Origin of the sequence: Paraburkholderia sp. (assembly GCF_049581445.1) — a bacterium.
Classification (GTDB): Bacteria; Pseudomonadota; Gammaproteobacteria; order Burkholderiales; family Burkholderiaceae; genus Paraburkholderia.
On record NZ_JBAURZ010000288.1, the window covers coordinates 1 to 24998 of the forward strand.

Consider the following 24998-nt stretch of genomic DNA (forward strand, 5'->3'; position numbering starts at 1 on the left):
GCTGCAGTGGATGCCGCCGTCGGTGCGGTGCAGGCATCACAAGCCGGCCGCAACAACGGCGCGAACGCCGGCAACAGCGCTCAGCGACACAGCAACGACGACGGTGCAGACCTCGATCTGCCGAGCCTCGATGCCAACGAAGCGGCTGCGGCGCGTCGCACATGGCGGCCGGGCCAGAGCGCCGCGCAACAGGGCAACGCGGAAAGCGACTCGATGTACGAACGCTCGAAGCTCAACCCGGTGCTGACCTTCGACAATTTCGTGACCGGTAAGGCCAACCAGTTGGCGCGCGCCGCCGCGATCCAGGTGGCGGACAATCCCGGCATCTCGTACAACCCGCTATTTCTGTATGGCGGCGTGGGCCTCGGCAAGACTCACCTGATTCACGCTATCGGCAATCAACTGCTGATCGACAAGGCCGGTGCGCGGATCCGCTACATCCACGCGGAACAGTATGTGTCCGACGTGGTGAAGGCGTATCAGCGCAAGGCGTTCGATGACTTCAAGCGCTATTACCACTCGCTCGACCTGCTGCTGATCGACGATATTCAGTTCTTCTCCGGCAAGTCGCGCACGCAGGAAGAGTTCTTCTACGCGTTCGAAGCGCTGGTGGCGAACAAGGCGCAGGTGATCATCACGAGCGATACGTATCCGAAGGAAATTTCGGGTATCGACGACCGGCTGATCTCGCGCTTCGACTCCGGCCTGACGGTTGCGATCGAGCCGCCCGAACTGGAAATGCGCGTGGCCATTCTGATGCGCAAGGCGCAATCCGAAGGCGTTAGCCTGAATGAAGATGTCGCGTTCTTCGTCGCCAAGCACCTGCGTTCGAACGTCCGTGAACTGGAAGGTGCGCTGCGCAAGATTCTCGCGTATTCGAAGTTCCACGGCCGCGAGATCTCGATCGAACTGACCAAGGAAGCACTGAAGGATCTGCTGACCGTACAGAACCGGCAGATTTCGGTAGAAAACATCCAGAAGACAGTCGCTGACTTTTACAGCATCAAGGTCGCCGACATGTATTCGAAGAAACGGCCGGCGAACATCGCGCGGCCGCGCCAGATTGCGATGTATCTGGCGAAGGAACTGACGCAGAAAAGTTTGCCGGAGATCGGCGAGCTGTTCGGGGGACGCGACCATACGACCGTGCTGCACGCGGTGCGCAAGATTGCCGACGAGCGCAGCAAGGACGCCCAGTTGAACCACGAACTGCACGTGCTCGAGCAGACCTTGAAGGGCTGAGCGAGGGTTTATCCGGAGCAGATTGGCTGGCGTTTTGAGGGCAGCGGCAGGGCAAAAGCGGGACAACCGCAGAGCTGCCTAAAAACTGGGCAAAAAGCAGGAAAAATCAACCTGTTTATTTCGGAACTCGCCCCCATTTTGGGGGAGCGGTTCTGTTTTCAGGCACAATACAGGTTTAACCGCCCGGCGGCTGAGGGCGGATGTCACGCCATGACTGGCGCAGGGTAGCGCCGGCGGGGGCCGGGGTCGCGCGTAGGATTTGCCGAGCGGAGCGCGCAGGCCGTCACATCAACGAAGGAACTCTATGCAACTGGTCAAGACCGAACGCGATAACCTCCTCAGGCCGCTGCAAACCGTGAGCGGCATCGTCGAACGCCGCCATACGTTGCCGATCCTCGCCAACTTGCTGATTACCAAGAACGGCCCCGACGTGTCGTTCCTGTCCACCGACCTCGAGCTTCAGATCACCACGCACGGCGACTTCGGCGTGGGCAGCGATTCGGTTGCGACAACGGTAGCGGCGCGTAAGCTGCTGGACATCCTGCGTGCCATGCCCGACGGCCAGGTCACGCTCACGCTGAACGACAAGCGCCTTACGGTGCAATCCGGCAAGAGCCGCTTTGCGCTGCAGACGCTCGCCGCAGACGAGTTCCCCACGGTCGCTCAAGCTAAAGACTTCGGCGCGAACCTGGTGGTTCCGCAAAAGACGTTCCGCCAGTTGCTTGGCATGGTCCATTTTTCAATGGCCCAGCAAGACATTCGCTACTACCTGAACGGCATGCTGCTGGTGGTAGACGGCGACCAGTTGATGGCGGTGGCGACGGACGGTCACCGTCTGGCGTTCTCGTCTATGAAGCTTGAAGGCACGTTCCCGCGCCAGGAAGTGATCATTCCGCGCAAGACGATCCTGGAATTGCAGCGCTTGCTGGAAGACATCGACGACACGCTGAAGATCGACATTGCGCCGACTCAGGTGAAGTTCACCTTCGGTCAGGTGGAACTGGTGTCGAAGCTGGTGGAAGGGAAATTCCCGGACTTCCAGCGCGTCATTCCGAAGTCGCACAAGAACCAGTTCCTGATTGGTCGCGAAGAACTGCAGCGCTCGCTGCAACGGGCGGCCATTCTGACCTCGGACAAATTCAAGGGCGTGCGCTGCATCATCGAGCCGGGCCAGTTGAAGATCATGTCCACCAACGCGGACCAGGAAGAAGCGCAAGAAGAACTGGAAATTGCGTATACCGGCGACAGCGTCGACATCGGGTTTAACGTCACGTATCTGCTCGACGTGCTGGCAAACCTGAAGGTCGACATGTTGCAAGTGAGCCTGGGTGATGCCAGCTCCAGCGCGTTGATCACGATTCCCGAGAACGAGGAATTCAAGTACGTGGTGATGCCGATGCGCATCTGACGCGTCCAACATCGATAAGAACACCAAGGGGCGCAGCGCCCCTTTGGCGTTTTTATGGTGTTTCAAAAATGTCCTGAGCAGCAACCTTGCAGTAACGCAGAACCGGAAAAAATCCATGACTGACACGAACAATTCGCAACCCGATAACAGCTACGGCGCCTCTTCCATTCAGATCCTCGAAGGTCTGGAGGCAGTCCGCAAGCGGCCGGGTATGTACATCGGGGATACATCGGACGGCACCGGTTTGCATCACCTCGTATTCGAAGTGCTGGACAACTCGATCGACGAAGCGTTGGCCGGACACTGCAACGATATCCAGGTGATCATCCACGCAGACAACTCGATCTCCATTACCGACAACGGCCGTGGTGTACCCACCGGCCTCAAGATGGACGACAAGCACGATCCGAAGCGCAGTGCGGCTGAAATCGTGATGACCGAGTTGCACGCGGGCGGTAAGTTCGACCAGAACAGCTATAAGGTGTCCGGCGGCCTGCACGGCGTGGGCGTGTCGTGCGTGAACGCACTGTCGGCATGGCTGCGCTTGACCATTCGACGCGACGGCAAGAAGCACTTCATGGAGTTCCACCGTGGCGTGCCGCAGAACCGCATCATCGAAGAGATCGACGGTGTGGCCGTCTCGCCGATCCAGGTGACTGGCGACACCGAGAACCGTGGCACCGAAGTGCACTTCCTCGCCGACGAGACGATCTTCGGCAACATCGAATATCACTACGACATTCTGGCGAAGCGGATTCGCGAACTGTCGTTCCTGAATAACGGCGTGCGGATTCGCCTGCTGGATCAGCGTACCGGTAAGGAAGAAGATTTCGCGTTTGTGGGCGGCGTTAAGGGCTTTGTTGAGTACATCAACAAGAACAAGTCCGTGCTGCACCCGAACATTTTCTACATCAACGGCGAGAAAGACGGCGTGAATGTAGAAGTAGCCATGCAGTGGAACGACAGCTATAACGAAAACGTGTTGTGCTTCACCAACAACATTCCCCAGCGCGATGGCGGCACTCACTTGACGGGGTTGCGCGCGGCAATGACGCGCGTGTTGAACAAGTACATCAACGACCACGAAGTCGCGAAGAAAGCGAAGGTCGAGACGTCCGGCGACGACATGCGCGAAGGCTTGTCGTGCGTGTTGTCCGTGAAGGTGCCGGAGCCCAAATTCAGCGCGCAGACCAAGGACAAGCTGGTTTCGTCCGAAGTGCGAGCGCCGGTTGAAGATGTGGTGGCCAAGGCACTGGAAGAGTTTCTGCTGGAAACGCCGAACGACGCGAAGATCATCTGCAGCAAGATTGTGGATGCGGCGCGCGCACGGGATGCGGCACGCAAGGCGCGTGAGATGACGCGGCGCAAGGGTGTGCTCGACGGCGTAGGTCTGCCTGGGAAGCTGGCGGATTGCCAGGAGAAGGATCCGGCCAAGTCTGAGATTTATATCGTCGAGGGTGACTCGGCAGGCGGGTCGGCCAAGCAGGGCCGCGACCGGAAATTCCAGGCGATCTTGCCGCTGCGCGGCAAGGTGCTGAACGTCGAGAAAGCGCGTTACGACAAGCTGCTCTCTTCGGAGCAGATCGTTACGCTGATTACGGCGCTGGGCTGTGGCATTGGCAAGGAAGACTACAACCTCGACAAGCTGCGTTATCACCGCATCATCATCATGACCGATGCTGACGTGGACGGCGCGCACATCCGCACGCTGTTGCTCACGTTCTTCTATCGGCAGATGCCGGAAATGATCGAGCGCGGGTTTATCTATATCGCGCAGCCGCCGCTATACAAGATCAAGGCGGGCAAGGACGAGCGGTATCTGAAGGATGCGGCTGAGCTCAACGCGCATATGCTGAAGCTGGCTTTGAACGGGTCCGAACTGGTGCCCGCCGAGAATGCGACGGCAATTGCTGGTGATGCTTTGGGTGAGCTTGCCCGTTCGTATTTGCTCGCGCAGGCGGTGGTGGACCGGTTGAGCCGGTTGTATGACGCAGGCGCGCTTGAATCTGTCATGGATGGCGTGGTTATTGATCTCTCCAGCGAAGAGGCTGCTGAGGCGTCGGCTAAGGCGGTTGAAGAGAAGCTTCGTGACGATCCGCTGAAACCTGAAGTCCGTGTGACGACCATGTACGACCAGGTGCGTGAACTGCGGTCATTGCGCGTGTCGAGGACGCATCATGGGAATCAGAAGATTTCTGTTCTGGATGAAGACTTTCAGCTAACCGCTGACTATCAGCAGCTGGTGAATACGGCGCTGACGTTCAAGGGGCTGATTGGCGCGGGCGCCGTGATCAAGCGTGGCGAGCGGAGCATGGCCGTCAACGACTTCAAGAGTGCGATGAAGTGGTTGATTGCCGATGCTGAGCGGAATGTTTCCAAGCAACGCTATAAAGGCTTGGGGGAGATGAATCCTGGGCAGCTTTGGGAAACGACAATGGATCCCACGGTTCGCCGCTTGCTGCGCGTGCAGATTGAGGATGCTATCGCGGCTGATGGGATTTTCACTACGCTGATGGGTGATGATGTCGAGCCGCGTCGGGCGTTCATTGAGTCGAATGCGTTGAGGGCGGGGAATATTGATATTTGAGGGTTGTGTTGTTGTGACGGTCTTCGAGACTTCACCAGGCACGCACCGTCAGCGTTGAATTAACCGCTTCATTGCCTAACGATTTCCCCGGTTGCTCAAGGGCAGGTCGTTTGAGGCTGACCTTCCGCAACGATAGCCCGATCAAATTTGCAAACGTAGGAACAGCCCCCGTGTAATCTGATTACACGAGGGCTGTTCCTACTTCGCAAGACATCAGGCGAGCAACATGGCCCGGCACACCAGCACCGAAAACGTCATCCAAGGCTATCGCGCTTACTTGACGCGCGCCAGCAGGCCGGGAACGACGCCACGCATTGACTTTCTATGCCCCAATCCGCCACAACCCAGCGTCCTCTTAAACCGCACTCACTATCGCGTCTATTGCATAAGGGCGCGTCGTTGTCGTTGACGTAGGCAGCGCCCCAGGTTCTGCAAGCAGCGTCCGCCAGCGTCCTGAGCTCGCGACGCTGAATGGTGCATGATTGGCGCTGGCTTTTTGTATCGCTAGAATACGCAATCCCGGTCAAACGACCTGAAATCATGGTGCAATCCAGCGAAATCTCACACCATCGAAGCGCAGTCGAACTACGCGTTGCGTTCAAGTCGATGGCGGTGCAGCGCCTTCCCCGCGAGGCTGCGCTCGCGAGATTTGATACGCTTTGGGACGAGGTGAATGGAGCGGCTATGTTGCTCACGAACAGCAACGCGCTTGCTGATTACGTCGCGCTCCTAAAGGAAATGCAGGCATGGTACGCGGAGGTACTGCGCGGCCCGATATAGTGCTGCCGGCCCCCGACTTCTCAGCGTGCATCTTCTTCCGCTGGCCGCGTGTGTTAGGCCAGTCCTTCGGTGGTACCAGAAGGTCCCTGAGCAGATGGCGTCCCGCTCCATCATTCGAGGCATCTTTATACTTGCCTCATCCGCAATCGCTATGCTGTACGGGCGCGTGTCTCGCGCGGGCATCCGTGCCCGAATCGACAGGACGCTCCACACGACGCTGAAACGGCCCGCATATCTGAAGGCACGGCACGCGACCCGTTTTAAGGCAACGACGAATTTTTCGACGAAATCACGTCCGACTAAAAGCGCGTCAGGACCAACCGTTGCAGTGACGTAGGACTTTCGCCCCTGAGGACATCATGAACGAACATACTCCAATCGACGACCGATTTGACAGACGAGAACTGTTGCTTCATCTCGGTGACATTCTTGAAGCCTTGAACTGCCTTGTCAGGACGAACAAGGTAGACGCAACAGTGGCGCAGCTTATGCGAGAAGAGGATTCGTTACAGGAATTTGAGTTTCTCCGTGCGCTCGAGCCAGACATGACTGTGACCGAGTTCGGAGCAGGCATCGCCAGCGCGTTCTTTTTGTGGCCAAAAGCGCTACTGGAGGCGGAGCTCAACCATAACGTGCTGGCCTCGACCGTCCAGCACGACCTTTTTTCTGGTAACCCTGACGGCTGGAAAGTGTATGCCAGCTATGTCCAGAAAAAGGTGCCGTGGTTCGGGAGCGGGCTTCCAGAGGTGAAAGCTGGCACGTGGAGCAAGCGGACTCCTGACATGGCGAAAAAGAGTAGCTCGCTTGAAACGCCCGCTGCGGCCACCTCATCGGGAACATCGGATGGCCCCGCGGAAAAGAAAGGTTGGCCTTGGCCCGAGCCAAGGCCCAAATCCTGAGGTATTTCGTTTCCGCCACGCGTTGTTTTCGATTTGTCAGTAGCGTGTGACCGTAGCCCAGGCGAAATCTCGCTTAAGCCTTCGCGGGCCGCCCTGTCTTCACAGCTTCTACCGCTGTCACCGCGGCCAGAAACCGCTTTTCTGCTGCGACTTCCAGCATATGAAGCCCCGCTCGCAACAGTTCGCTCTTTTTAACCGAAACGCCGGCATCCAGGCACTTCCGCTTTAGCGCCGCAATTTTTTCGTAGTCAGATTTGGGCATCGTGAAGCTGTCCCGTACAACCTTGTCCTTTTTCAGGCGCTTCGGCTTTGCCTCTACCGGCGTGCTCACCTTTGCCACCTTCGAAGCCGAAGCGTCTTTTGCCCTGGACATTTTTTTGGTCGTAGCGGGCTCAGATGCAGGAGAGGCTTCGGCAACGATAACCTGTGTGCCAACTTCCGTCTTCAGGCGCTTCGCACTCTTTGGAAAGTGAAAAGTCTTCTTTGTCGGCTCTTTAGTAATCGGACCACTCATGGCTAGCTCCAAACTATTAACGGTATAAACAGTATATACGGTTTATACCGTTTGGCGCCTGGAGTCAACCGGCGCAGGAATCTCCAGGTCCATCAACGCCGAACTCAGCGACTTCCCATGCGCATCGAGCGCGAGCGAACGCGTCACGCCTCCGCCAAGCGCATCCTTCAGCACAAAGTTCATCGCGCCGATCATCGGCAGTTCGTAGCGCGTCACGTCACCGCGCACTACGTCGCTCAGATGTGCCTTCACCCGTTCCTGCGTGACGTGCTGCAGCAGATGTGCGTAGTCACGCTCGTCGTGACAAATCACCGAGACGTTCAGCGTGTTGCCCTTATCGCCGGTACGCGAATGCGCGAGTTCTCGCAGTTTCATATCAAACCTCCACGATCGTATAAGTGGGCTGTACCAGATCGCGCGGCAGCAAGACCGATTGCACGGCGACCACCTCACGCGTGCTCTTGGTCACGCCACCCCCACCAGCCGGACCGTTCGTATAGAGCGTCTCCACTTCGTTGCCGACACGAATCGCTTCGGCTTTCGAAGCGGTTCGTCCCGCCACGCGTGCTCGCACTTCATACGGTTCCCCGCTACCTCTACTGAGCGACGAGCCATAAAGCGAATCGACACCAATCAGATCGAAGCGTAATTCGCTGACATCGACGCCGGTCATCGTCAGCCGCTCGCGCACAATCTCAAGCGCGAGGCGACCGCGCGCGAGCGCGCCAGGGCCGCCATAGGAAATCTGCCCTTCGCCGATATACCCATCCACGTACGCGACTGAAACCTTGAGCGTCGCTGTACGCGGCGTCCCCCGACCGCCTGTTACGCGAACGCGGTCCTTCGCTTCTTCCGCGATTCGTACCTGTGTGAAGTCCGCGACAACATCAGGTTGCAGATAGCGTTGCGGATCGTGGATTTCGTAGATCAATTGCTCTTTGCAACTCGCTGGCGTCACCTGGCCACCCGCCGTCGCAACCTTGGTGATCACCACGGAACCATCCGCCGACACCTCCCCAATAGGAAAGCCGAGTCGCGCCAGATTCGCCACGTCCTTATAGCCGGGATCTGCAAAGTAACCGCCGGTGATCTGCCCGGCGCACTCCAGCAGATGCCCAACCACGGTCGCCTGCCCAAGGTGATCCCAGTCATCGAACTTCCAGCCAAACTCGTGGATCAGCGGCGCGGCAAACAAGGAGGGATCAGCGGCGCGTCCTGTTAGCACGACATCCGCGCCGGCCTCCAGCGCCGCCACGATAGGCGCCGCGCCAAGATACGCATTCGCCGAGACAATCCGCGCGTCAAATGCTGCCACCGCTTCGCCGGATTCCTCAAAGTGGTAATGGCCCTGTCGCACGACGTCGAGCACATCGTCGCCTGTCACAGCGGCGATTCTCAGACCACGTAGGCTGAGTGACTCAGCAATGGCTGCAGTCTTCCGCGCTGCAGCCAGCGGATTTGCCGCGCCCATATTGGACACAATGCGCACGCCATTGCGTTTCGCAATCGGCAACACCGCTTGCATGCGCGCTTCGAGCAGCGGGTCGTAGCCGCTCTCCGGATCGTTGCGCCGCGCCTGTTGTGCCAATGCGATCGTGCGCTCCGCGAGGCACTCGAACACGAGGTAGTCGAGCATGCCGTGTGTGGCGAGTTCTACCGCAGGCTCGATGCGATCGCCCGAATAACCGGCGCCTGCACCGAGTCGCACGACACGTGATGGATTCGCTGTGTTCATGGCCATTCGAGTTAATCAAACACAATCAAAGAGGGAAGATACCCAGCACGACGCACGCAATCGTCATCACGATCGATGCGCCGAACAGGAGAGGAAACGTGAACTTCTGGTGATCCGCCAAATCGATACCGGTCAGCCCGCAAACGAGGAACGTCGCAGGCGTCAACGGGCTGATTGGAAAGCCCGTGGTCATCTGTCCGAGCAGCGCGGCCTGGCCGATCTTCACGGCGGGCACACCGAGTTGACCGGCTACTTCTGCGATTACCGGCAGGACGCCGAAATAAAACGAGTCGGGATCGAACAGCAGGCTAAGCGGCATCGATACGAAGCCCAGCACGACCGGGATATGCGAAGCCATTGTCGCTGGCACAAAGCCCACGGCGGTTTGCGCCATGGCCTTCAGCATGCCGCTGCCTTGCATCACACCCGTGAACACCCCCGCGGCGAGCAGAATGCCCGCCATCATCAACGCGGCACGCGCATGAGCGTCGATACGTTGGCGTTGCGTCTCGACGTTCGGATAATTCACCAGCAACGCAATGCATAGTCCCACCATGAACACGAGCGCAGGCGGTACTTTCTCGCCCATCACGACCATCGAACCGAGGACGACGATTGTCAGCACGATGTTGAACCAGAAGTTGCGCGGACGGCGCAGCGCCTGTTGTTCTTCGGTGAGTTCACGTTGCGGCATCGGCATGTTGCCTGTGGCGCCGGTGAGTCCAAGCCGCCTTTCTTCGCGGCGTCCGAGCCAGAACGCCATCCCGAACACGAACACCAGGCCGATGATCTGCACCGGAATCAGCGGATTGAACAGCGCGGAAATCGGCAAATGCAATGAAGCGGAGGCGCGGATCATCGGGCCGGTCCACGGCAGAAAGTTGATGCCCGCTGCCATCGATGCCGCCGCGGCCAGCACCCGCCGATCCATCTTCAAACGATCGTAGAGCGGCAGCATTGCCGGAATCGTCACGAGAAAGCACACCGCGCCGGAACCGTCGAGGTGAATCAGCAGGGCGAGCAGGGTGGTGCCCATGACGATGCGTGTCGGCCGCGTGCCGACAGTGCGCAGAATGCGGTCGATGATCGGATCGAGCGTGCCCGCATCCGTAATCGTGCCGAAGTAAAGAATCGCGAACACGAACATGCCGACGACCGGCGCGAGACTCTTCAGCCCATCAATCACAAACTTGCTGGTTTGCAGGCCGAAGCCGCCAATCAGCGACGCGGCAATCGGCACAATGATCAGCGCGACCAGCGGCGACATGCGTTTCGAAAGGATCGCCGCGAGCAGCACGACGATGGTGGCCAGACCCAATAGTGGCAACACGTGTTTGTCTCCGATCTTGTCTTTTAGTATCGACAAGCGTAGTTTCCGTGCATGAATAGAGCAATTGAAATGATTTGATTACAGCAATCACAATTCATAATGGATCTGAACCTCCGCGAAATCCGCGCTTTCATTGCGGTTGCCGAAGCTGGCAGCTTCACCCGTGCCGCCGTGCGCCTGCATCTGTCACAACCGGCGTTGACGGTGCAGATTCGCCGGCTTGAAGAAACGGTCGGCGCGCGCCTCTTCGATCGGAATAGCCGCAATGTCGCGCTCACGCCCGTCGGGCGTGAACTACTGCCGGTGCTGCAGAGATCGCTGCGGGAGATGGAGCATGTGCTGCTCGATGCACGGGCGCTGAGCGACGGCTCAACCGGCACGGTGCGGATCGCCTGCCTGCCGTCGTTTGCCGCGAGTCTGCTGCCGGATCTGGTGCGGGATTTCAGACAGGATGTGCCGGGCGCCGTGTTCGATATTCGCGACGTGGTCGCGAACGTTGTGAACGGTCTGGTTCGCCTGGAAGAAGTGGACCTCGGCCTGACGGGGGGCGAGCCAGATGACCCGTCACTCGAAGTCCTGCATGCGGGCGAGGATCGGCTTTGCATCGTCTGTCCGCTTGATCACCCACTCAACAGAAAACGTCGCATTACGCTGGAGAGCCTGACGGGTTTTCCGTTGGTGCTAACGGCGAGTGGTACGAGTGTGCGTGCGGTCGTTGATGCAGCTTTCGAGCAGGCGGCTGTGGCCCCCGACATCACGTGTGAGCCGACTTACATGATGACCGCCGTAGCGATGGTGCGCGCGGGCTTGGGTCTCACGATTTTGCCGGGCTCTGCGCGCGAGATTCTTGCTGAGCCGAGCTTGATCGCGCTAGCGATTGATGACGCCCGTTTTGTACGGCCTATCGCGCTCGTCAAGAAGCGAGGCAGAACGTTGCCCCCGGTCACGGAGGCTTTCGTGGCCGCGATCGCTCCGGCGCTCGAAGGGACGAAAAGGATGAAGGACCGCGGCAGTTAGCGGCATGTATCGAGCGCAGTGTCGACGCAAGCGAGCTTGAATCTAATGCCCGCTACTTATCCACATGTGCCTCTGCATAACTCCGGGACAAACCAACTAACTTCCTGTGGGTCGAACTTTCATAAAGTGCTGCACGACCCACCCGCCTCAAAAGTTGTCCTCGGCTCAGGCCCGCTGTGCACGAACGGCCCGAAGGGTTATCGAATTCGTAGAGCCTTGATCTGTTGGTGAAGATTGGGCTTATCCACAGAAGCGGACGACCCTTGTTAACTATTACTACGTATACATATGTATACAGTGAAAGACAAAGACAAAGACAAAGACAACGCGCACGCTTCGTCACAGTCAGATTGCGCAAAGACGCAGCACATGCGCGGCATCATCTGCGTCAGGCCAATGGCAAGCAGATCTCCGTCAACAGTTCAGACGGCGCTGTGACTTTAGGGTTGTTTAGATACATTTCGAACACAGGCGCGTCTGCCGCTTCGTGTCCCGATTGCACCAGCCATTCTCCATACAGCCATTGGTACGCCGCAGCCATATTGGCGTACGGTCCTTTGTGCAGGAACACTGCATACTGACCGCCGCGCACGTGGGTGATGGAAACAGGTGCGGCAATCTCGACGCTGCCTGGCAACTCATCTCCCGCTTTCGACCTTAGCTCCGCTTCCGGCACAATTCCCGGGTCGTCGTAATAAATCCCGATCATCCTCATCTCGGGCACAAGCAGGTTGCGTGCGGCAAGCCAGCCCATCAACGCATCAAAAGCCTTGCCGATCTGCATATACGAACCCACGTGATCGACGGTGAAAACCTGCATCGCCGGCACGTCCCGAATCACCACCTCGCGCATCGTCATGTGATCGCCTCCTGATTGAGCCGGCCGGAACCGGTTATGGGTACCCTGTTTGCGATATTGCGTGGGTGGCATCCCGAACACCGCGCGAAAGGTTCGTGAAAACGACTGCAAACTGCTGTATCCAGAGCGCTCAGCAATCTCTGCAATCGGCATTGACCCGTTCGCCAGATACCCGGCTGCACGGTGCAATCGCAACCTGCGTACTGTTGTCGCGACCGATTCGCCGTGCATCGCCTGATAAATCCGGTGCCAGTGATACGGCGACAGGCACGCTATTTCGCGATTAATGGCCCAATACCATCGGGTTTGGGCTTGCCGTCTCGCGCACCGTGCCTGGTGATGCAGCCAGTGGCCGTATCCGACGCTGCCGGTCGACGTGGTGACGATGTTCATGTTTGGCGGTATCGTGATGGATAGCGTTGGAATGCGGGTGCTCGAATTTATCTGCCCCATCCAGGCGCATCATCATCGCCAAAGAACGCCTGCAGACGCATTGCTCGAAGACTGACCAACGAGGCCGTTGCGCACGCAACGGCGATGGAGCCGCACAGATGAGCTATACGGAGATCATCGGTAGTCGCACATATCGATTCGCCGATCTGAAAACGCTGATGGCGAAGGCCAGTCCGCTGCGTTCTGGCGACCAGCTTGCCGGCATCTCGGCCGCCAGTGAAGAGGAACGTGTCGCCGCGAAGATGGCGCTGGCGCAGGTGCCGCTACGCGCGTTCCTGAACGAAGCCTTGATTCCGTACGAAAGCGACGAGGTCACGCGTCTCGTCATGGACGACCATTCCGCGGAAGCCTTCGCCGAGATATCGCATCTGACAGTTGGCGATTTTCGCAACTGGTTGCTCAGCAGTGAGACGGATACCGCTGCGCTCACGCGCGTCACGGCTGGCTTGACGCCTGAAATGGTCGCCGCTGTCTCCAAGCTGATGCGCAATCAGGATCTCATTGTGGCGGCGCGCAAGCGTCCCGTGATCACGCGCTTTCGCAATACAGTGGGTTTGCCGGGCCACATGTCGGTGCGTCTGCAACCGAATCATCCGACCGACGACGTCAAAGGCATCGCGGCCTCGATGCTCGACGGCCTGATGTACGGTTGTGGCGACGCGATGATCGGCATCAACCCGGCCACCGACAGCCTCGCCGCGATCACCACGCTGCTGCTCATGACGGACGAGTTCCGGCAGCGGTACAACGTGCCGACCCAATCGTGCGTATTGACGCACGTCACGAACACGATTGCCGCAATCGGCAAAGGCGCACCGGTCGATCTGGTATTTCAGTCGATTGCCGGCACTGAGCAAGCCAACGCGGGCTTCGGCATTTCACTGGCGCTCCTGCAAGACGCGTATGAAGCGGGGCTCTCGCTCAATCGCGGGACAGTGGGCAATAACCTGATGTATTTCGAAACCGGGCAGGGCAGCGCGTTGTCGGCGAATGCCCATCACGGTGTCGATCAGCAGACCTGCGAAGTGCGCGCGTATGCCGTTGCGCGCAAGTTCAATCCGTTCCTGGTGAATACGGTAGTCGGCTTCATTGGCCCGGAGTATCTCTATGACGGCAAGCAGATCACGCGTGCTGGCCTCGAAGATCATTTTTGCGGCAAGCTGCTCGGCGTGCCGATGGGTTGCGACATCTGCTATACGAATCACGCTGAAGCGGATCAGGACGATATGGATAACCTGCTGACGCTGCTCGGCGTCGCGGGCATCAACTTCATCATGGGTGTCCCTGGTGCGGACGACGTGATGCTTAACTATCAAAGCACTTCTTTCCACGATGCGCTGTATGTGCGGGATGTGTTGGGCTTACGACGTGCGCCGGAATTCGAGGAATGGCTGGAGTCGATGCAAATCACCGATACGCACGGTGTCCTGCTCAACGGCGCGACACAGCAACCGTTGCTGGAAGGTGCACGCGAATGGATGGGGATCGCATGAGCAACGACTTCCTCGAAAAGAACCCATGGAGCGCGTTGCGTCAATTCACCAATGCACGCATCGCTTTGGGCCGCGCAGGCAGCAGCCTGCCGACCGAGTCGCTGCTTGCATTCAATCTGTCCCATGCGCAGGCACGCGACGCGGTGCATCATCCGCTCGATACCGATGTGCTGCACGAGCAATTGCGAGCGAACGGCTATACGACGCTCGATGTGCACAGCGCGGCGCCCGACCGTGAGCATTATTTACGGCGTCCGGATCTCGGACGGCGTTTATCCGATGAGAGCCGCACGTTGCTCCAGCAAAACGGTATTGAGCCGCCGGAAGTGGTGTTTGTGATTGCGGACGGACTCTCGGCCTTTGCCGCGTCGAAGCAATCCATTCCGCTGTTGCAGAATGTCGTTGCGCGTCTTACGGACTGGAAAATCGGACCCGTCGTGGTGGCGCGTCAAGCGCGGGTAGCGTTGGGCGATGAGATTGGCGAACTATTGCGGACGAAACTCGTAGTCATGCTCATTGGCGAACGTCCAGGGTTAAGTTCACCGGACAGCCTCGGAATCTACCTGACGTATGCGCCGAAGGTGGGTTGTAGCGACGCGCAACGCAATTGCATTTCTAATGTGCGGCCTGAAGGTTTGAACTACGCGGCGGCAGCTCACAAGCTGCACTATCTGCTGACACATGCCCGTCGCCTCGGATTGACTGGCGTGGGACTGAAAGACGATAGCGACGCGTTGCTCGAAAGCGCACCCAACGAGTCGACGGCTGCGATCGCCGCGCTGCCCGATAAAAAATAGCGAAGCACGATGGCACCGTGCTTCGTTACCCGTCAGGTTTCAAACAAACAGCACAAGTACAAGTGCCTTGCGCTTCGGCACAGAGGCACCGCACGGTGCATCACGCGACTACGTGTTCAACCGGATGCGACTCCAGCCAGGCAATCTCCTCATCTTCGAAAAGTCGTGAGCGTGTCAAAAACCTCAACCCCGAGGGCCGTTCCAGCGAAAACATGCCGCCGTTGCCGGGCACGGCGTCGATGATCAATTGCGTGTTCTTCCAGTACTCGAATTGCGATTCGCTCATGTAGAACGGCACTTCCGCAATCGTTCCCAGTTTCACATCGGATGAGCCGACCATGAATTCATTGGTCGGAAAGCACATCGGTGCGCTGCCGTCGCAGCAGCCACCCGATTGATGAAAAAGTATCGATCCATGTTCAGCCCTTAACTTGCCGATCAATTCCGCCGCCGCGGGCGTCACCATCACGCGTTCCACTTCCTTCTCAGCCATGATGCGTCCTCCTCAAAAAAGAGAGCGAGCCGCACCAGGCGGCCCGCCCGTCAGGAACGTCGCTTTCAGAAGAAGCCGAGCGGCTTCTCGCTGTAGCTGACGAGGAGATTCTTGGTCTGCTGGTAATGGTCGAGCATCATCTTGTGGTTCTCACGGCCAATGCCCGATTGCTTGTAGCCACCAAAGGCGGCATGCGCCGGATAGGCGTGATAGCAGTTCGTCCACACGCGTCCGGCCTGAATTGCGCGGCCGAAGCGATAGGCGCGTGTGCCGTCGCGTGTCCAGACGCCGGCGCCCAGGCCGTACAGCGTGTCGTTGGCGATCTCCAGCGCGTCGTCTTCGTTCTTGAAGGTCGTGACCGACACCACTGGGCCGAAGATTTCTTCCTGGAATATCCGCATCTTGTTGTGGCCACGGAAAACGGTGGGTTTGATGTAGTACCCATTCTTCAGTTCGCCGTCGAGCGGATTGCGTTCGCCACCGGTCAGACATTCAGCGCCTTCCTGCTTGCCGAGGTCCAGATATGACAGGATTTTTTCAAGCTGCTCCTGCGAGGCTTGCGCGCCGATCATGGTCTTCGTATCGAGCGGATGCCCTTGTACGATGGCCTCGACACGCTTGAGCGCGCGCTCCATGAACTTGTCGTAAATCTTTTCCTCGACGAGCACGCGTGAGGGACAGGTACACACCTCCCCCTGGTTCAGCGCGAACATGGTGAAGCCTTCGAGTGCCTTGTCGAAGAAGCTGTCGTCACGATCCATCACGTCAGCGAAGAAAATGTTGGGACTCTTGCCGCCGAGTTCGAGCGTCACCGGAATCAGGTTCTGGCTCGCGTACTGCATGATCAGGCGGCCCGTGGTTGTCTCACCCGTAAAGGCAATCTTCGAGATGCGCTTGTTCGACGCAAGCGGTTTACCCGCTTCAAGGCCAAAACCATTGACTACGTTGATCACGCCCGGCGGTAGCAAGTCCTGGATCAGTTCAAGCAGCACGAGGATCGAAGCGGGCGTCTGCTCGGCCGGCTTCAGCACCACGCAGTTCCCCGCGGCCAGAGCGGGGGCCAGTTTCCACACGGCCATCAGGATCGGGAAATTCCACGGAATGATCTGCCCGACCACGCCTAGTGGTTCGTGGAAGTGATAGGCAACCGTGTCCTCGTCGATCTGCGAGATCGAGCCTTCCTGCGCGCGGACCGCACCTGCGAAATAGCGGAAATGGTCGATGGCAAGCGGAATATCCGCAGCCATGGTTTCGCGCAGCGGCTTACCGTTGTCGATCGTCTCCGCTACGGCGATACGCTGCAGGTTCGCTTCCATCCGGTCCGCGATGCGATTGAGGATATTGGCGCGTTCCGTGGTTGACGTCTTGCCCCAGGCTGTCTTGGCGCGATGGGCGGCGTCGAGTGCGAGTTCGACATCGGCCTCGCGCGAACGCGGAATCGACGTGAACGGCTCGCCGGTGATCGGCGAGATGTTGTCGAAGTATTCGCCGCCAACCGGTTTCACCCATGCACCGCCGATGAAGTTCTCATACTGCTTTTTGTACGGGAATTCGGTGGTCAGAAACTGCATCTCTGCATGATTCATCTGTCTGCTCCTCACATGTTTGAATGGTCTGTACCCGGCGCGGTGTTCCGCTTGCCGCCAGTTGCATACGCCAGAAGCGTGCCAATGCGCGCGAATGGGGGACCGGATCAGGTTTGGAGCGCATCGACAAGATGCTTCGTCTGGGGAAGTGTTCAACGCGAGAACGGGTGGCACGTCACGTTTGTGAACAGGCTGTTCACAGGGTGTTCAAAATCGGAGCAACGTGCGGTTCTTCGGGCGCCCAGCGCTGGCGTGCGCAGTAGCCGCAAGCCGTTGCCCACTACCAGCAGGCTCGCCCCCGCGTCAGCGAAGACGGCCATCCACATCGTGCCGTAGCCCATTAGCGTCAGCGTCAGAAACAGCGCTTTCACGGCAAGCGCCAAGGTGATGTTCTGCACCAGCGCCGAATGCGTCGCCTGCGAGAGTTGGATGAACGGTCGAATCGTATTCGTGATGTCCCATTTTGGAGTGGCTGGCGTGTTGCATGGTGGCTTCCTTGCGGGATTTGTGGTCTAGTAAACACCTTGAAGCCACTACAAGGTCAAGGCCGCAATCCGGAGGGTCCATGAAAATCGGCGAACTCGCGAAGATTGCCCACTGCACGACCGAAACCATCCGCTTTTACGAAAAAGAGGGCCTGTTGCCCGAAGCGGACCGCACCGAAGCCAATTACCGCAGCTATACGGCGCGGCACGTCGAACGCCTGCGCTTTATCCGCAACTGCCGCGCGCTCGATATGACGCATGATGAGATCCGCGCCCTGCTGCGTCTGACGGACGCGCCGGCTGAAGGCTGCGGCGAGATTAACGCGCTGATCGACGAGCACATTGCTCACGTCGATACGCGGATCGATGAACTCAGGCAGTTGAAAGCGCAGTTGACGACTTTGCGTGACCAATGCCAGACCGAACAGGCGGTCGAAGATTGCGGCATCGTCCACGGATTGGCCGACAAGGAAGTGAGCGCGCCCCGTTCGCGGCATACCCATCTGGGTTGAGCGGGCGCTGCGTCCCCAGGAATTCAGACTGCTCAGATCTTGCCGCATAGGCGCAACGCTCAGCGCAGTTGAACCAATAAACAAACGAATCGAAGCTGGAGAATCAACGTGTTCAAGTGTAGAAATCAGTCCTGCGAAGCGCGGTGGGAAGAGTCGGATGTCGTGATCAAGAACGAGGGCCAAGGGCTCCTGTTCCGCTGCCCGATGTGCGGCGCCCGCAATTACGTCGAGCGCTTCGACGCGGACGATGGCTCAGTGGTCTACGAGCAGATCGAAGGCCGTCCTTTCCTGTAAGCCCACCTGAGCCATCGACACATGAACAGTCCCACTCAAACCACCGCGGCCGCGCCGCCTAGCAAGCCGTTTAGCCTGCTGCCGTTGCCGCCCGCGACGCTCGCCAATCTCACCCAGCTCGGCTATGTCGACATGACGCCGATCCAGGCCGCCAGCCTGCCGATCGCGCTGGCCGGCCATGACCTAATCGCCCAGGCTAAAACCGGCAGCGGCAAGACCGCCGCGTTTTCGCTGGCACTGCTGGCCCGTCTTGATGCACGCAACTTTGCCGTGCAGGCCATGGTGCTGTGCCCGACCCGCGAACTTGCCGATCAGGTAACGCAGGAAATTCGCCGCCTCGCGCGCGCCGAGCAGAACATCAAGGTGCTGACGCTGTGCGGCGGCACGCCGATGCGTCCGCAGACCACGAGCCTCGAGCAAGGCGCACATATCGTCGTCGGTACCCCGGGGCGCATCATGGATCACCTCGAGCGCGGCAGTCTCGCACTGGGTGCGCTGAACACGCTGGTGCTCGACGAAGCCGACCGCATGCTCGACATGGGCTTCTTCGACGATATCGCTACCGTGGCCCGTCAATGTCCGAAAGAGCGGCAGACACTGCTGTTCTCCGCGACGTACCCGGACGGTATCGGCAAGCTGAGCCAGCAATTCCTGCGCAGTCCGAAGGAAGTGAAGCTGGAAGAGCGCCACGACGACAGCAAGATTCGTCAGCGCTTCTACGAAGTGACGGAGGACGGTCGTCTGCACGCCGTCGGTCTGCTGTTGAATCACTATCGGCCGGTCAGTACATTGGCATTCTGCAATACCAAGCAGCAGTGCCGCGATTTGCTCGATGTTCTGCGTGCGCAAGGCTTTCATGCGCTCGCGTTGCATGGTGAACTCGACCAGCGTGAACGCGATCAGGTGCTGATCCAGTTTGCGAACCGGAGCTGCTCAGTGCTGGTGGCGACGGATGTCGCGGCGCGTGGCCTCGATATCGCGCAACTCGAAGCGGTGATCAACGTCGACGTGACGCCGGACCCTGAGGTGCACGTGCATCGTATTGGCCGCACGGGCCGCGCCGATCAGGAAGGCTGGGCGCTGAGTCTGTCGAGCATGAACGAGATGGGCCGCGTGGGCAGTCTGGAACAAGCGCAAGGGCGTGAAGTGGAATGGCATCCGCTGTCGGAACTCACGTCCACTAGCAATGAGCGGCTGTTGCCGCCCATGGAAACGCTGCAGATTCTCGGCGGCCGCAAGGAAAAGATCCGGCCCGGCGATGTGCTGGGCGCCCTCACCGGCGACGCGGGCTTCGCGGGTTCGCAGATCGGCAAGATCAACGTCACCGAGTTTTCGACCTACGTCGCGATCGAACGCAGTGTGGCGCGCGAAGCATTGCGCAAGCTGAGCGCCGGCAAGGTGAAAGGCAAGAAAGTGAAGGTGCGGTTGATGGACGAGTAAGCATGAGGTGGCGCGAGCAGTTGGGGCCGCCCGGATCACACCGCGCCGGCCCGGCCGTTCTTTGCGTAAGTGCATTAACCTTCAACACCATCACGTTTCGTCATACGTCAGCGCGTTTGCAGCGCGCTCGACATCCTCTCTTTATTTCACTGTTCCTCCTGCCCGGCCTACGCACAAGCGGCTCCCGCCCGATAAGTGCGGCCCGCCCGCTGCCATGACGTAAACGCATGCCGCGCATGACAAAGTATCGATTGTGACCGCGCGCCGGCTGATGCCTAATCATTAAACCGGCTGGAGTGCCCTGTTCACAGGCGCCCCGCAGCCTCGCCGTCAGATGGAGAAACCGCTATGCAGAGCGCCTTGCACGCCCGCTCGAAACTGCCTGATGTAGGCACGACGATCTTTACCGTGATCGGTCAACTAGCCGCTCAGCACGAAGCGCTGAACCTTTCGCAAGGTGCGCCGAACTTCGCGCCAGATCCAAAGCTGGTTGAAGGCGTAGCGCAGGCCATGCGTGCGGGACACAATCAGTACGCGCCGATGGCCGGCATCGGCGCGCTACGTGAAGCCCTTGCCAGCAAGGTTGAGACGCTATATGGCACGCGCTACGACCCCGCCACCGAAGTCACCGTGATCGCGAGTGCCAGCGAAGGGCTCTATTCAACGATCAGCGCGCTCGTGCATCCGGGTGATGAAGTGATCTACTTCGAGCCGTCTTTCGACAGCTATGCGCCGATCGTCCGTCTGCAAGGCGCGACGCCCGTGCCCATCAAGCTCTCGCCGGGGGATTTTCGGGTGAACTGGGACGAGGTGTCCGCAGCGATCACGCCGAAGACGCGCATGATCATCATCAACACGCCGCACAATCCGACGGCGACCATGTTCGGTGAAGCCGATATCGAACGCCTCAAAGCAGTGACGCGCAACACCGATATCGTGATCCTCTCCGATGAGGTGTATGAACACGTCGTATTTGACGGGGCGAAGCATCACAGCATGGCGCGGCATGCCGAACTGGCGCAGCGTAGCGTGATCGTTTCGTCGTTCGGCAAGTCGTTTCACGTGACTGGATGGCGTGTTGGCTATTGCCTCGCACCAGCCGAGTTGATGGACGAGATCCGCAAGGTTCATCAGTTCATGGTGTTTTCTGCGGACACGCCGATGCAATACGCGTTTGTGGAAGCGCTGGCCAAACCGGAGAGCTATCTTGGGTTGTCAGCGTTCTATCAGCAGAAACGTGATTTGCTGGCGCATGCGTTGCGCGAATCGCGTTTTGAACTGCTGCCGAGTGAAGGCAGCTTCTTCATGCTTGCACGGTTTCGCGGCTTCTCCGACGAAAGCGATAGCGACTTCGTGCTGCGGCTGATTCGCGATGCCCGCGTAGCGACGATTCCGTTGTCGGCGTTTTATACGGATGGCACGGACGGAGGTTTGATTCGACTGAGCTTTTCGAAGGACGACGCGACGCTGATTGAAGGCGCGCGCCGGCTGTGTGAGATTTGAGGGGCAACGCATGAGTGAGATGCAGGAGACGCTCGTCGCCGCAGTCGTGCAGATGAGCAGCACGGACGATGTAACGCACAATCTCGCGCAAGCGCGCCGCTGGGTCGAGCAGGCCGCGCAAGCAGGCGCGACGCTGATCTGTTTGCCCGAATACTTTTGCTGGATTGGTCGTGAGGAAAGCGAGCGCGTGGCGCTTGCCGAGGCGTTCGGCGACGGGCCAATCCAGCACGCGCTTGCACAACTCGCGCGCGATACGGGTACATGGCTGATTGGCGGCACGGTGCCGATCCGCCCGGCAAACGGCCCGCAAATTGGCACGCACGCGTACAACACGGCACTGATGTTCGATCCTGAGGGGCAGTGCAGCGCGCGCTACGACAAGATTCATCTGTTCAGCTTTAATCAGGGCGCCGAACAGCACGCCGAAGGCGACACGATGGTGGGCGGCGAGAGCGTTGGCACTGTGCAGGGACCGTTCGGCACGTTGCGATTTTCGGTGTGCTACGACCTGCGGTTTCCAGAGTTGTATCGTGTGTGGCCGATCGCCGATGTGATCGCGGTGCCCGCCGCGTTTACGCACACCACAGGTCTTGCGCATTGGGAGTTGCTGTTGCGCGCCCGCGCCGTGGAGAACCAGGCCTATGTACTAGCGTCGGGCCAATGCGGTACGCATCCAAACGGCTGGCGCACTTTTGGCCACAGTATGATCATTGGACCATGGGGTGAGGTGCTGGCGCGTCACGATGATGAGCCTGGTGTTGCCATCGCCACGCTTGAACGCCGCGTGCTGGAGGAGGTGCGCGGTCGCTTGCCTGTGCTGGACCACCGGCGTTTAAGCACACCGCCGGACGTGTCGCGCACGTAGGCGCGCGGCAAGCAGGCGTGGTCTTGCGCCTGGCTGCATCTACCTGCGCCGCCGCTGGTCATGCGTAGGCCGTTAGCGAATTCAATGCCGCCGTCTGTCGGATCCGCAATCAGGAATCTGGACCTGCGGCCTCGAAGTGAACTCAAATGGAACGTAAGGGGATCAACAATGAAAATGCTCAAGACTTTGCTTGCACTCGCCTGGGTGATGACGACCGCGTCAGTGTCCCTAACCGCGTTCGCTGCCGATACCGGCACGCTGCGCTTTGGCCTCGAAGCACAATATCCCCCGTTTGAATCCAAAGGGCCGAACGGTGAGTTGCAGGGGCTTGATGTCGACATCGGCAATGCGGTCTGCGCGACCGCGCATCTGAGTTGCAAATGGGTCGAGACCTCGTTCGATGGCCTGATCCCCGCGCTCGAAGGTCGCAAGTTCGACGCGATCAATTCGGCGATGAATGCCACCGAGAAACGCCGTCAAGCGATCGACTTCACTAGCATCATCTACCGCGTGCCGAGTCAGTTGATTGCGAAGAGCAATAGCGGCCTCTTACCGACGCCTGAATCGCTGAAGGGCAAACGTGTTGGTGTGCTGCAGGCGTCGATTCAGGAAACCTTCGCGAAGGCGCATTGGGAAAGCGCGGGTGTGAGCGTGGTGTCGTATCAGGATCAGAACCAGATCTACGCGGACCTGGTCTCGGGGCGACTGGACGCAACGCTAGTGCTCGCGCCGGCGGGGCAAACAGGCTTTCTGTCGCGTCCTGATGGCAAGGACTTCGGCTTTGTCGGGCAGCCGGTGCGTGATGACAAGATTCTCGGCAGTGGCATTGCGTTCGGACTTCGCAAAGACGACACCAAGTCGCGTGATCGGTTAAATGCGGCGATTGCCAGGTTGCAGGCTGATGGTACGGTGAAGACGTTGGCGCAGAAGTATTTTGGGAATATTGATGTTTCGGTGAAGTAGGGCTTGGGGTTGCTTCAACGGTAGCTACGGCGCCAGAAATGAAAAAGGGTTCCGATTGCTCGGAACCCTTCTAAATTCTTTGGTGGGGCGTGACAGATTCGAACTGTCGACCTACGGATTAAGAGTCCGCTGCTCTACCAGCTGAGCTAACGCCCCAAAGAGACTGCGAATTATGCAGGAGTTTTTAGGACTTGCCTAGTCCCCTTTAGCAGATTTCTTAAAAAAATCTGTGACGCTTGCCGGCACTCCCCGATCCCCATTCGGGGAGATCGCAAAAACGCGCATTGACCCACCTCCCGGTATGATGTCGCCAACCATGCCGCCTGAAGCGTTGCGTGGCCTAAAACGGGGACAAACGATGGACGACAAAGCGATAGGTGAGTTGCTTGACCGCGTGCTGGCGCCGTGGGTGCGCACGCTTGCGTTGACCCCCGTCAAGGTCGACGAGGAAAGCGCCACGATGCGTTTGCCCTTTTCCGGCGAACTGCGCCACTCGGGCGGCGTGATTTGCGGCCAGGTCTTCATGGCGGCCGCCGACACGGCGATGATCGTCGCCATTTCCGCAGCGCTCGACGGCTTCAAGCCGATGACCACCGTATCGCTGAACATCAATTTCATGCGCGCGGTACGCAAAGGCGACGTGCTGATCACCGCCCGCGTCCTGCGAATGGGCCGCAATCTGGTATTCGGCGAGGTCGAACTGTTCGATGAGGACGGCAAGATGGCCGTCCACGCCACTACCACCTACGCGCTGCTCTCGTAACTCCGTCAGCGGCAGCGGCAGCGGCAGCGGTGCCGGGCGCCTGGTCGCACGGGAGGCGCGGCGCATAACATTCCAAGGAAAAGGAACCCGGAACGATGTTCGATCAGGTTGTATTCGCGGGCGGCGGCAATCGCTGCTGGTGGCAAGCCGGATTCTGGGACGTCGTGCAACCGGAACTGGCAATCCGGCCGCGCGTAATCGCCGGCATCTCCGCTGGGGCAGCCACCGCGTGCATGCTTTACATGCGCGATTCCGACTGGGTCATGCGTTACTACCAGGAAGCATTGCGCCACAACACCAAGAACGCCTACTGGGGCAATCTCCTGCGCGGAGAGTCGGTATTTCCGCACTACCGGATCTACCGCAAAGCATTGCTGGATATCTACAGCGACCGGTTCGCGACGCTCGCAAAGGCGCCCGAAATCCGCATTGGCGTGTCGCACCTGCCGCGCTGGCTGGGCGCGCGCAGCGCAGTCGCGGCGGGCCTGATTGCCTACAACATCGAGAAGTATGTTCGCAAAACGCTGCATCCTACGCTGGGACAGACGCTCGGCTTCCACCCAGAATTCGTCCGTGCGCAGGATTGCGCGAGCGTCGAGGATCTCGCTGATCTGATTCTGCAGTCTTCCTGCACGCCGCCGTTCACCCCGGTGATGCGGCGCAATGGGCGGCCTGTGCTGGACGGTGGGATGGTGGACAACGTGCCGGTCGGCGCACTCGATGAGACGCCAGGCAATGTGCTCGTGATGGTGACGCGTCTCTATCCGAGGCCGCAGATGTTCGTGGTGCCCCACGGCGCGCAGCAGCGGCTGTATGTGCAACCGTCGCGCAAGGTGCCCATCTCAAGCTGGGATTACACCAGCCCGTCGCAGATGCAACACGCCTATAACCTCGGTCGTACCGACGGCGAGACTTTCCTGCAACACATGCCCCAACTGGTTGACGCCGCCGCGCACGGCTGATCGCGAGGAAATCTGGCG

The 24998-nt window shown here is 59.1% G+C and carries 23 protein-coding genes, 1 tRNA gene and 1 pseudogene; 16 read left to right on the forward strand and 9 right to left on the reverse strand.

From position 1 onward, the window contains the following. The 5 genes from dnaA to WCA85_RS23785 all read left to right on the forward strand — a co-directional run. A partial coding sequence (gene dnaA, locus WCA85_RS23765) for a chromosomal replication initiator protein DnaA (RefSeq protein ID WP_424067301.1) occupies positions 1-1242 on the forward strand: 1242 nt, incomplete at its 5' end. A gap of 304 nt (positions 1243-1546) precedes the next feature. Next, a complete protein-coding gene (gene dnaN / locus WCA85_RS23770; protein WP_424067302.1) occupies positions 1547-2650 on the forward strand; it encodes a DNA polymerase III subunit beta in 1104 nt (367 codons plus the stop codon). Between the two features lie 115 nt (positions 2651-2765). Then, on the forward strand, positions 2766-5237 hold the full coding sequence (gene gyrB / locus WCA85_RS23775) for a DNA topoisomerase (ATP-hydrolyzing) subunit B (RefSeq protein ID WP_424067303.1): 2472 nt from the start codon (positions 2766-2768) through the stop codon (positions 5235-5237). A gap of 540 nt (positions 5238-5777) precedes the next feature. After that, positions 5778-6017, forward strand: a complete 240-nt coding sequence (locus tag WCA85_RS23780) for a hypothetical protein (protein ID WP_424067304.1) — start codon at positions 5778-5780, stop codon at positions 6015-6017. Positions 6018-6394: 377 nt separating this feature from the next. Further along, entirely contained in the window at positions 6395-6916 is a 522-nt protein-coding gene (locus tag WCA85_RS23785; protein WP_424067328.1) for a hypothetical protein, read from the forward strand. Between the two features lie 73 nt (positions 6917-6989). Here WCA85_RS23785 and WCA85_RS23790 read toward each other — a convergent pair whose 3' ends face one another. From WCA85_RS23790 to WCA85_RS23805, 4 genes are read right to left on the reverse strand one after another with little or no spacing between them, the layout of a single operon-like run. Next, on the reverse strand, positions 6990-7430 hold the full coding sequence (locus tag WCA85_RS23790; protein ID WP_424067305.1) for a hypothetical protein: 441 nt from the start codon (positions 7428-7430) through the stop codon (positions 6990-6992). A gap of 42 nt (positions 7431-7472) precedes the next feature. Further along, positions 7473-7805: an AtuA-related protein gene (locus WCA85_RS23795; protein ID WP_424067306.1), complete on the reverse strand. Its 333-nt coding sequence runs from the start codon at positions 7803-7805 to the stop codon at positions 7473-7475. A 1-nt stretch (position 7806) separates the two neighbouring features. Beyond that, on the reverse strand, positions 7807-9165 hold the full coding sequence (locus WCA85_RS23800; RefSeq protein WP_424067307.1) for an acyclic terpene utilization AtuA family protein: 1359 nt from the start codon (positions 9163-9165) through the stop codon (positions 7807-7809). Positions 9166-9190: 25 nt separating this feature from the next. Continuing rightward, positions 9191-10495, reverse strand: coding sequence for a CitMHS family transporter (locus WCA85_RS23805; RefSeq protein WP_424067329.1), 1305 nt, complete (start codon positions 10493-10495; stop codon positions 9191-9193). Positions 10496-10594: 99 nt separating this feature from the next. Here WCA85_RS23805 and WCA85_RS23810 point away from each other — a divergent pair, with 99 nt between their 5' ends. Then, entirely contained in the window at positions 10595-11512 is a 918-nt protein-coding gene (locus tag WCA85_RS23810) for a LysR family transcriptional regulator (protein WP_424067308.1), read from the forward strand. Positions 11513-11900: 388 nt separating this feature from the next. Here the strand turns inward: WCA85_RS23810 and WCA85_RS23815 are convergent, their stop codons facing one another. After that, positions 11901-12764, reverse strand: a complete 864-nt coding sequence (locus WCA85_RS23815; RefSeq protein WP_424067309.1) for an AraC family transcriptional regulator — start codon at positions 12762-12764, stop codon at positions 11901-11903. Between the two features lie 158 nt (positions 12765-12922). Here WCA85_RS23815 and WCA85_RS23820 point away from each other — a divergent pair, with 158 nt between their 5' ends. Both WCA85_RS23820 and eutC read left to right on the forward strand, forming a co-directional pair. Next, positions 12923-14317 carry an ethanolamine ammonia-lyase subunit EutB gene (locus WCA85_RS23820; RefSeq protein ID WP_424067310.1) on the forward strand — a complete coding sequence of 465 codons (1395 nt, stop codon included), beginning with the start codon at positions 12923-12925 and terminating at the stop codon, positions 14315-14317. Beyond that, positions 14314-15114, forward strand: a complete 801-nt coding sequence (eutC, locus tag WCA85_RS23825) for an ethanolamine ammonia-lyase subunit EutC (RefSeq protein WP_424067311.1) — start codon at positions 14314-14316, stop codon at positions 15112-15114. Before WCA85_RS23820 ends, eutC begins: the two co-directional genes overlap by 4 nt. A gap of 100 nt (positions 15115-15214) precedes the next feature. Here eutC and WCA85_RS23830 read toward each other — a convergent pair whose 3' ends face one another. The 3 genes and pseudogenes from WCA85_RS23830 to WCA85_RS23840 all read right to left on the reverse strand — a co-directional run. Beyond that, complete coding sequence (locus WCA85_RS23830) at positions 15215-15607, reverse strand: DUF779 domain-containing protein (RefSeq protein ID WP_424067312.1); 393 nt, start codon at positions 15605-15607, stop codon at positions 15215-15217. A gap of 65 nt (positions 15608-15672) precedes the next feature. Next, a complete protein-coding gene (gene adh / locus WCA85_RS23835) occupies positions 15673-17193 on the reverse strand; it encodes an aldehyde dehydrogenase (protein WP_424067313.1) in 1521 nt (506 codons plus the stop codon). Between the two features lie 254 nt (positions 17194-17447). Further along, positions 17448-17636: pseudogene (locus WCA85_RS23840) on the reverse strand (hypothetical protein); the annotation flags it as partial. 122 nt (positions 17637-17758) lie between these two features. Between WCA85_RS23840 and cadR the strand changes: the two are divergent. The 6 genes from cadR to WCA85_RS23870 all read left to right on the forward strand — a co-directional run bounded on the left by cadR (position 17759) and on the right by WCA85_RS23870 (position 23255). After that, the gene (gene cadR / locus WCA85_RS23845; RefSeq protein ID WP_424067314.1) at positions 17759-18190 is read left to right on the forward strand and encodes a Cd(II)/Pb(II)-responsive transcriptional regulator; all 432 of its coding nucleotides are present in this window, start codon (positions 17759-17761) and stop codon (positions 18188-18190) included. A 108-nt stretch (positions 18191-18298) separates the two neighbouring features. After that, the gene (locus WCA85_RS23850; RefSeq protein ID WP_424067315.1) at positions 18299-18484 is read left to right on the forward strand and encodes a hypothetical protein; all 186 of its coding nucleotides are present in this window, start codon (positions 18299-18301) and stop codon (positions 18482-18484) included. A 21-nt stretch (positions 18485-18505) separates the two neighbouring features. Next, positions 18506-19924, forward strand: a complete 1419-nt coding sequence (dbpA, locus tag WCA85_RS23855; protein ID WP_424067316.1) for an ATP-dependent RNA helicase DbpA — start codon at positions 18506-18508, stop codon at positions 19922-19924. A 348-nt stretch (positions 19925-20272) separates the two neighbouring features. Then, positions 20273-21427 carry a pyridoxal phosphate-dependent aminotransferase gene (locus WCA85_RS23860; protein ID WP_424067317.1) on the forward strand — a complete coding sequence of 385 codons (1155 nt, stop codon included), beginning with the start codon at positions 20273-20275 and terminating at the stop codon, positions 21425-21427. 10 nt (positions 21428-21437) lie between these two features. Beyond that, positions 21438-22292 (forward strand): carbon-nitrogen hydrolase family protein, encoded by an 855-nt coding sequence (locus WCA85_RS23865; protein ID WP_424067318.1) that lies wholly within the window; start codon positions 21438-21440, stop codon positions 22290-22292. Positions 22293-22460: 168 nt separating this feature from the next. Then, entirely contained in the window at positions 22461-23255 is a 795-nt protein-coding gene (locus WCA85_RS23870; protein WP_424067319.1) for an ABC transporter substrate-binding protein, read from the forward strand. Between the two features lie 80 nt (positions 23256-23335). Here the strand turns inward: WCA85_RS23870 and WCA85_RS23875 are convergent. Continuing rightward, positions 23336-23411, reverse strand: a tRNA-Lys gene (locus WCA85_RS23875). A gap of 202 nt (positions 23412-23613) precedes the next feature. Between WCA85_RS23875 and WCA85_RS23880 the strand changes: the two genes are divergently transcribed. After that, positions 23614-24018 carry a PaaI family thioesterase gene (locus tag WCA85_RS23880; protein ID WP_424067320.1) on the forward strand — a complete coding sequence of 135 codons (405 nt, stop codon included), beginning with the start codon at positions 23614-23616 and terminating at the stop codon, positions 24016-24018. Between the two features lie 95 nt (positions 24019-24113). Continuing rightward, positions 24114-24980 (forward strand): patatin-like phospholipase family protein, encoded by an 867-nt coding sequence (locus WCA85_RS23885; protein WP_424067321.1) that lies wholly within the window; start codon positions 24114-24116, stop codon positions 24978-24980. Positions 24981-24998: the final 18 nt, after the last annotated feature.

What these genes read in the sequence shown, in the direction of transcription:
- gyrB (WP_424067303.1), top strand. Translation starts at nt 2,766, where the DNA reads ATGACTGACACGAACAATTCGCAACCCGATAACAGCTACGGCGCCTCT.
- dbpA (WP_424067316.1), top strand. Translation starts at nt 18,506, where the DNA reads ATGAACAGTCCCACTCAAACCACCGCGGCCGCGCCGCCTAGCAAGCCG.
- WCA85_RS23830 (WP_424067312.1), bottom strand. Translation starts at nt 15,607, where the DNA reads ATGGCTGAGAAGGAAGTGGAACGCGTGATGGTGACGCCCGCGGCGGCG.
- WCA85_RS23860 (WP_424067317.1), top strand. Translation starts at nt 20,273, where the DNA reads ATGCAGAGCGCCTTGCACGCCCGCTCGAAACTGCCTGATGTAGGCACG.
- WCA85_RS23865 (WP_424067318.1), top strand. Translation starts at nt 21,438, where the DNA reads ATGAGTGAGATGCAGGAGACGCTCGTCGCCGCAGTCGTGCAGATGAGC.
- eutC (WP_424067311.1), top strand. Translation starts at nt 14,314, where the DNA reads ATGAGCAACGACTTCCTCGAAAAGAACCCATGGAGCGCGTTGCGTCAA.
- WCA85_RS23780 (WP_424067304.1), top strand. Translation starts at nt 5,778, where the DNA reads ATGGTGCAATCCAGCGAAATCTCACACCATCGAAGCGCAGTCGAACTA.
- WCA85_RS23885 (WP_424067321.1), top strand. Translation starts at nt 24,114, where the DNA reads ATGTTCGATCAGGTTGTATTCGCGGGCGGCGGCAATCGCTGCTGGTGG.
- WCA85_RS23810 (WP_424067308.1), top strand. Translation starts at nt 10,595, where the DNA reads ATGGATCTGAACCTCCGCGAAATCCGCGCTTTCATTGCGGTTGCCGAA.
- WCA85_RS23795 (WP_424067306.1), bottom strand. Translation starts at nt 7,805, where the DNA reads ATGAAACTGCGAGAACTCGCGCATTCGCGTACCGGCGATAAGGGCAAC.
- WCA85_RS23870 (WP_424067319.1), top strand. Translation starts at nt 22,461, where the DNA reads ATGAAAATGCTCAAGACTTTGCTTGCACTCGCCTGGGTGATGACGACC.
- WCA85_RS23820 (WP_424067310.1), top strand. Translation starts at nt 12,923, where the DNA reads ATGAGCTATACGGAGATCATCGGTAGTCGCACATATCGATTCGCCGAT.
- adh (WP_424067313.1), bottom strand. Translation starts at nt 17,193, where the DNA reads ATGAATCATGCAGAGATGCAGTTTCTGACCACCGAATTCCCGTACAAA.
- WCA85_RS23880 (WP_424067320.1), top strand. Translation starts at nt 23,614, where the DNA reads ATGGACGACAAAGCGATAGGTGAGTTGCTTGACCGCGTGCTGGCGCCG.
- cadR (WP_424067314.1), top strand. Translation starts at nt 17,759, where the DNA reads ATGAAAATCGGCGAACTCGCGAAGATTGCCCACTGCACGACCGAAACC.
- WCA85_RS23790 (WP_424067305.1), bottom strand. Translation starts at nt 7,430, where the DNA reads ATGAGTGGTCCGATTACTAAAGAGCCGACAAAGAAGACTTTTCACTTT.
- dnaN (WP_424067302.1), top strand. Translation starts at nt 1,547, where the DNA reads ATGCAACTGGTCAAGACCGAACGCGATAACCTCCTCAGGCCGCTGCAA.
- WCA85_RS23800 (WP_424067307.1), bottom strand. Translation starts at nt 9,165, where the DNA reads ATGAACACAGCGAATCCATCACGTGTCGTGCGACTCGGTGCAGGCGCC.
- WCA85_RS23815 (WP_424067309.1), bottom strand. Translation starts at nt 12,764, where the DNA reads ATGAACATCGTCACCACGTCGACCGGCAGCGTCGGATACGGCCACTGG.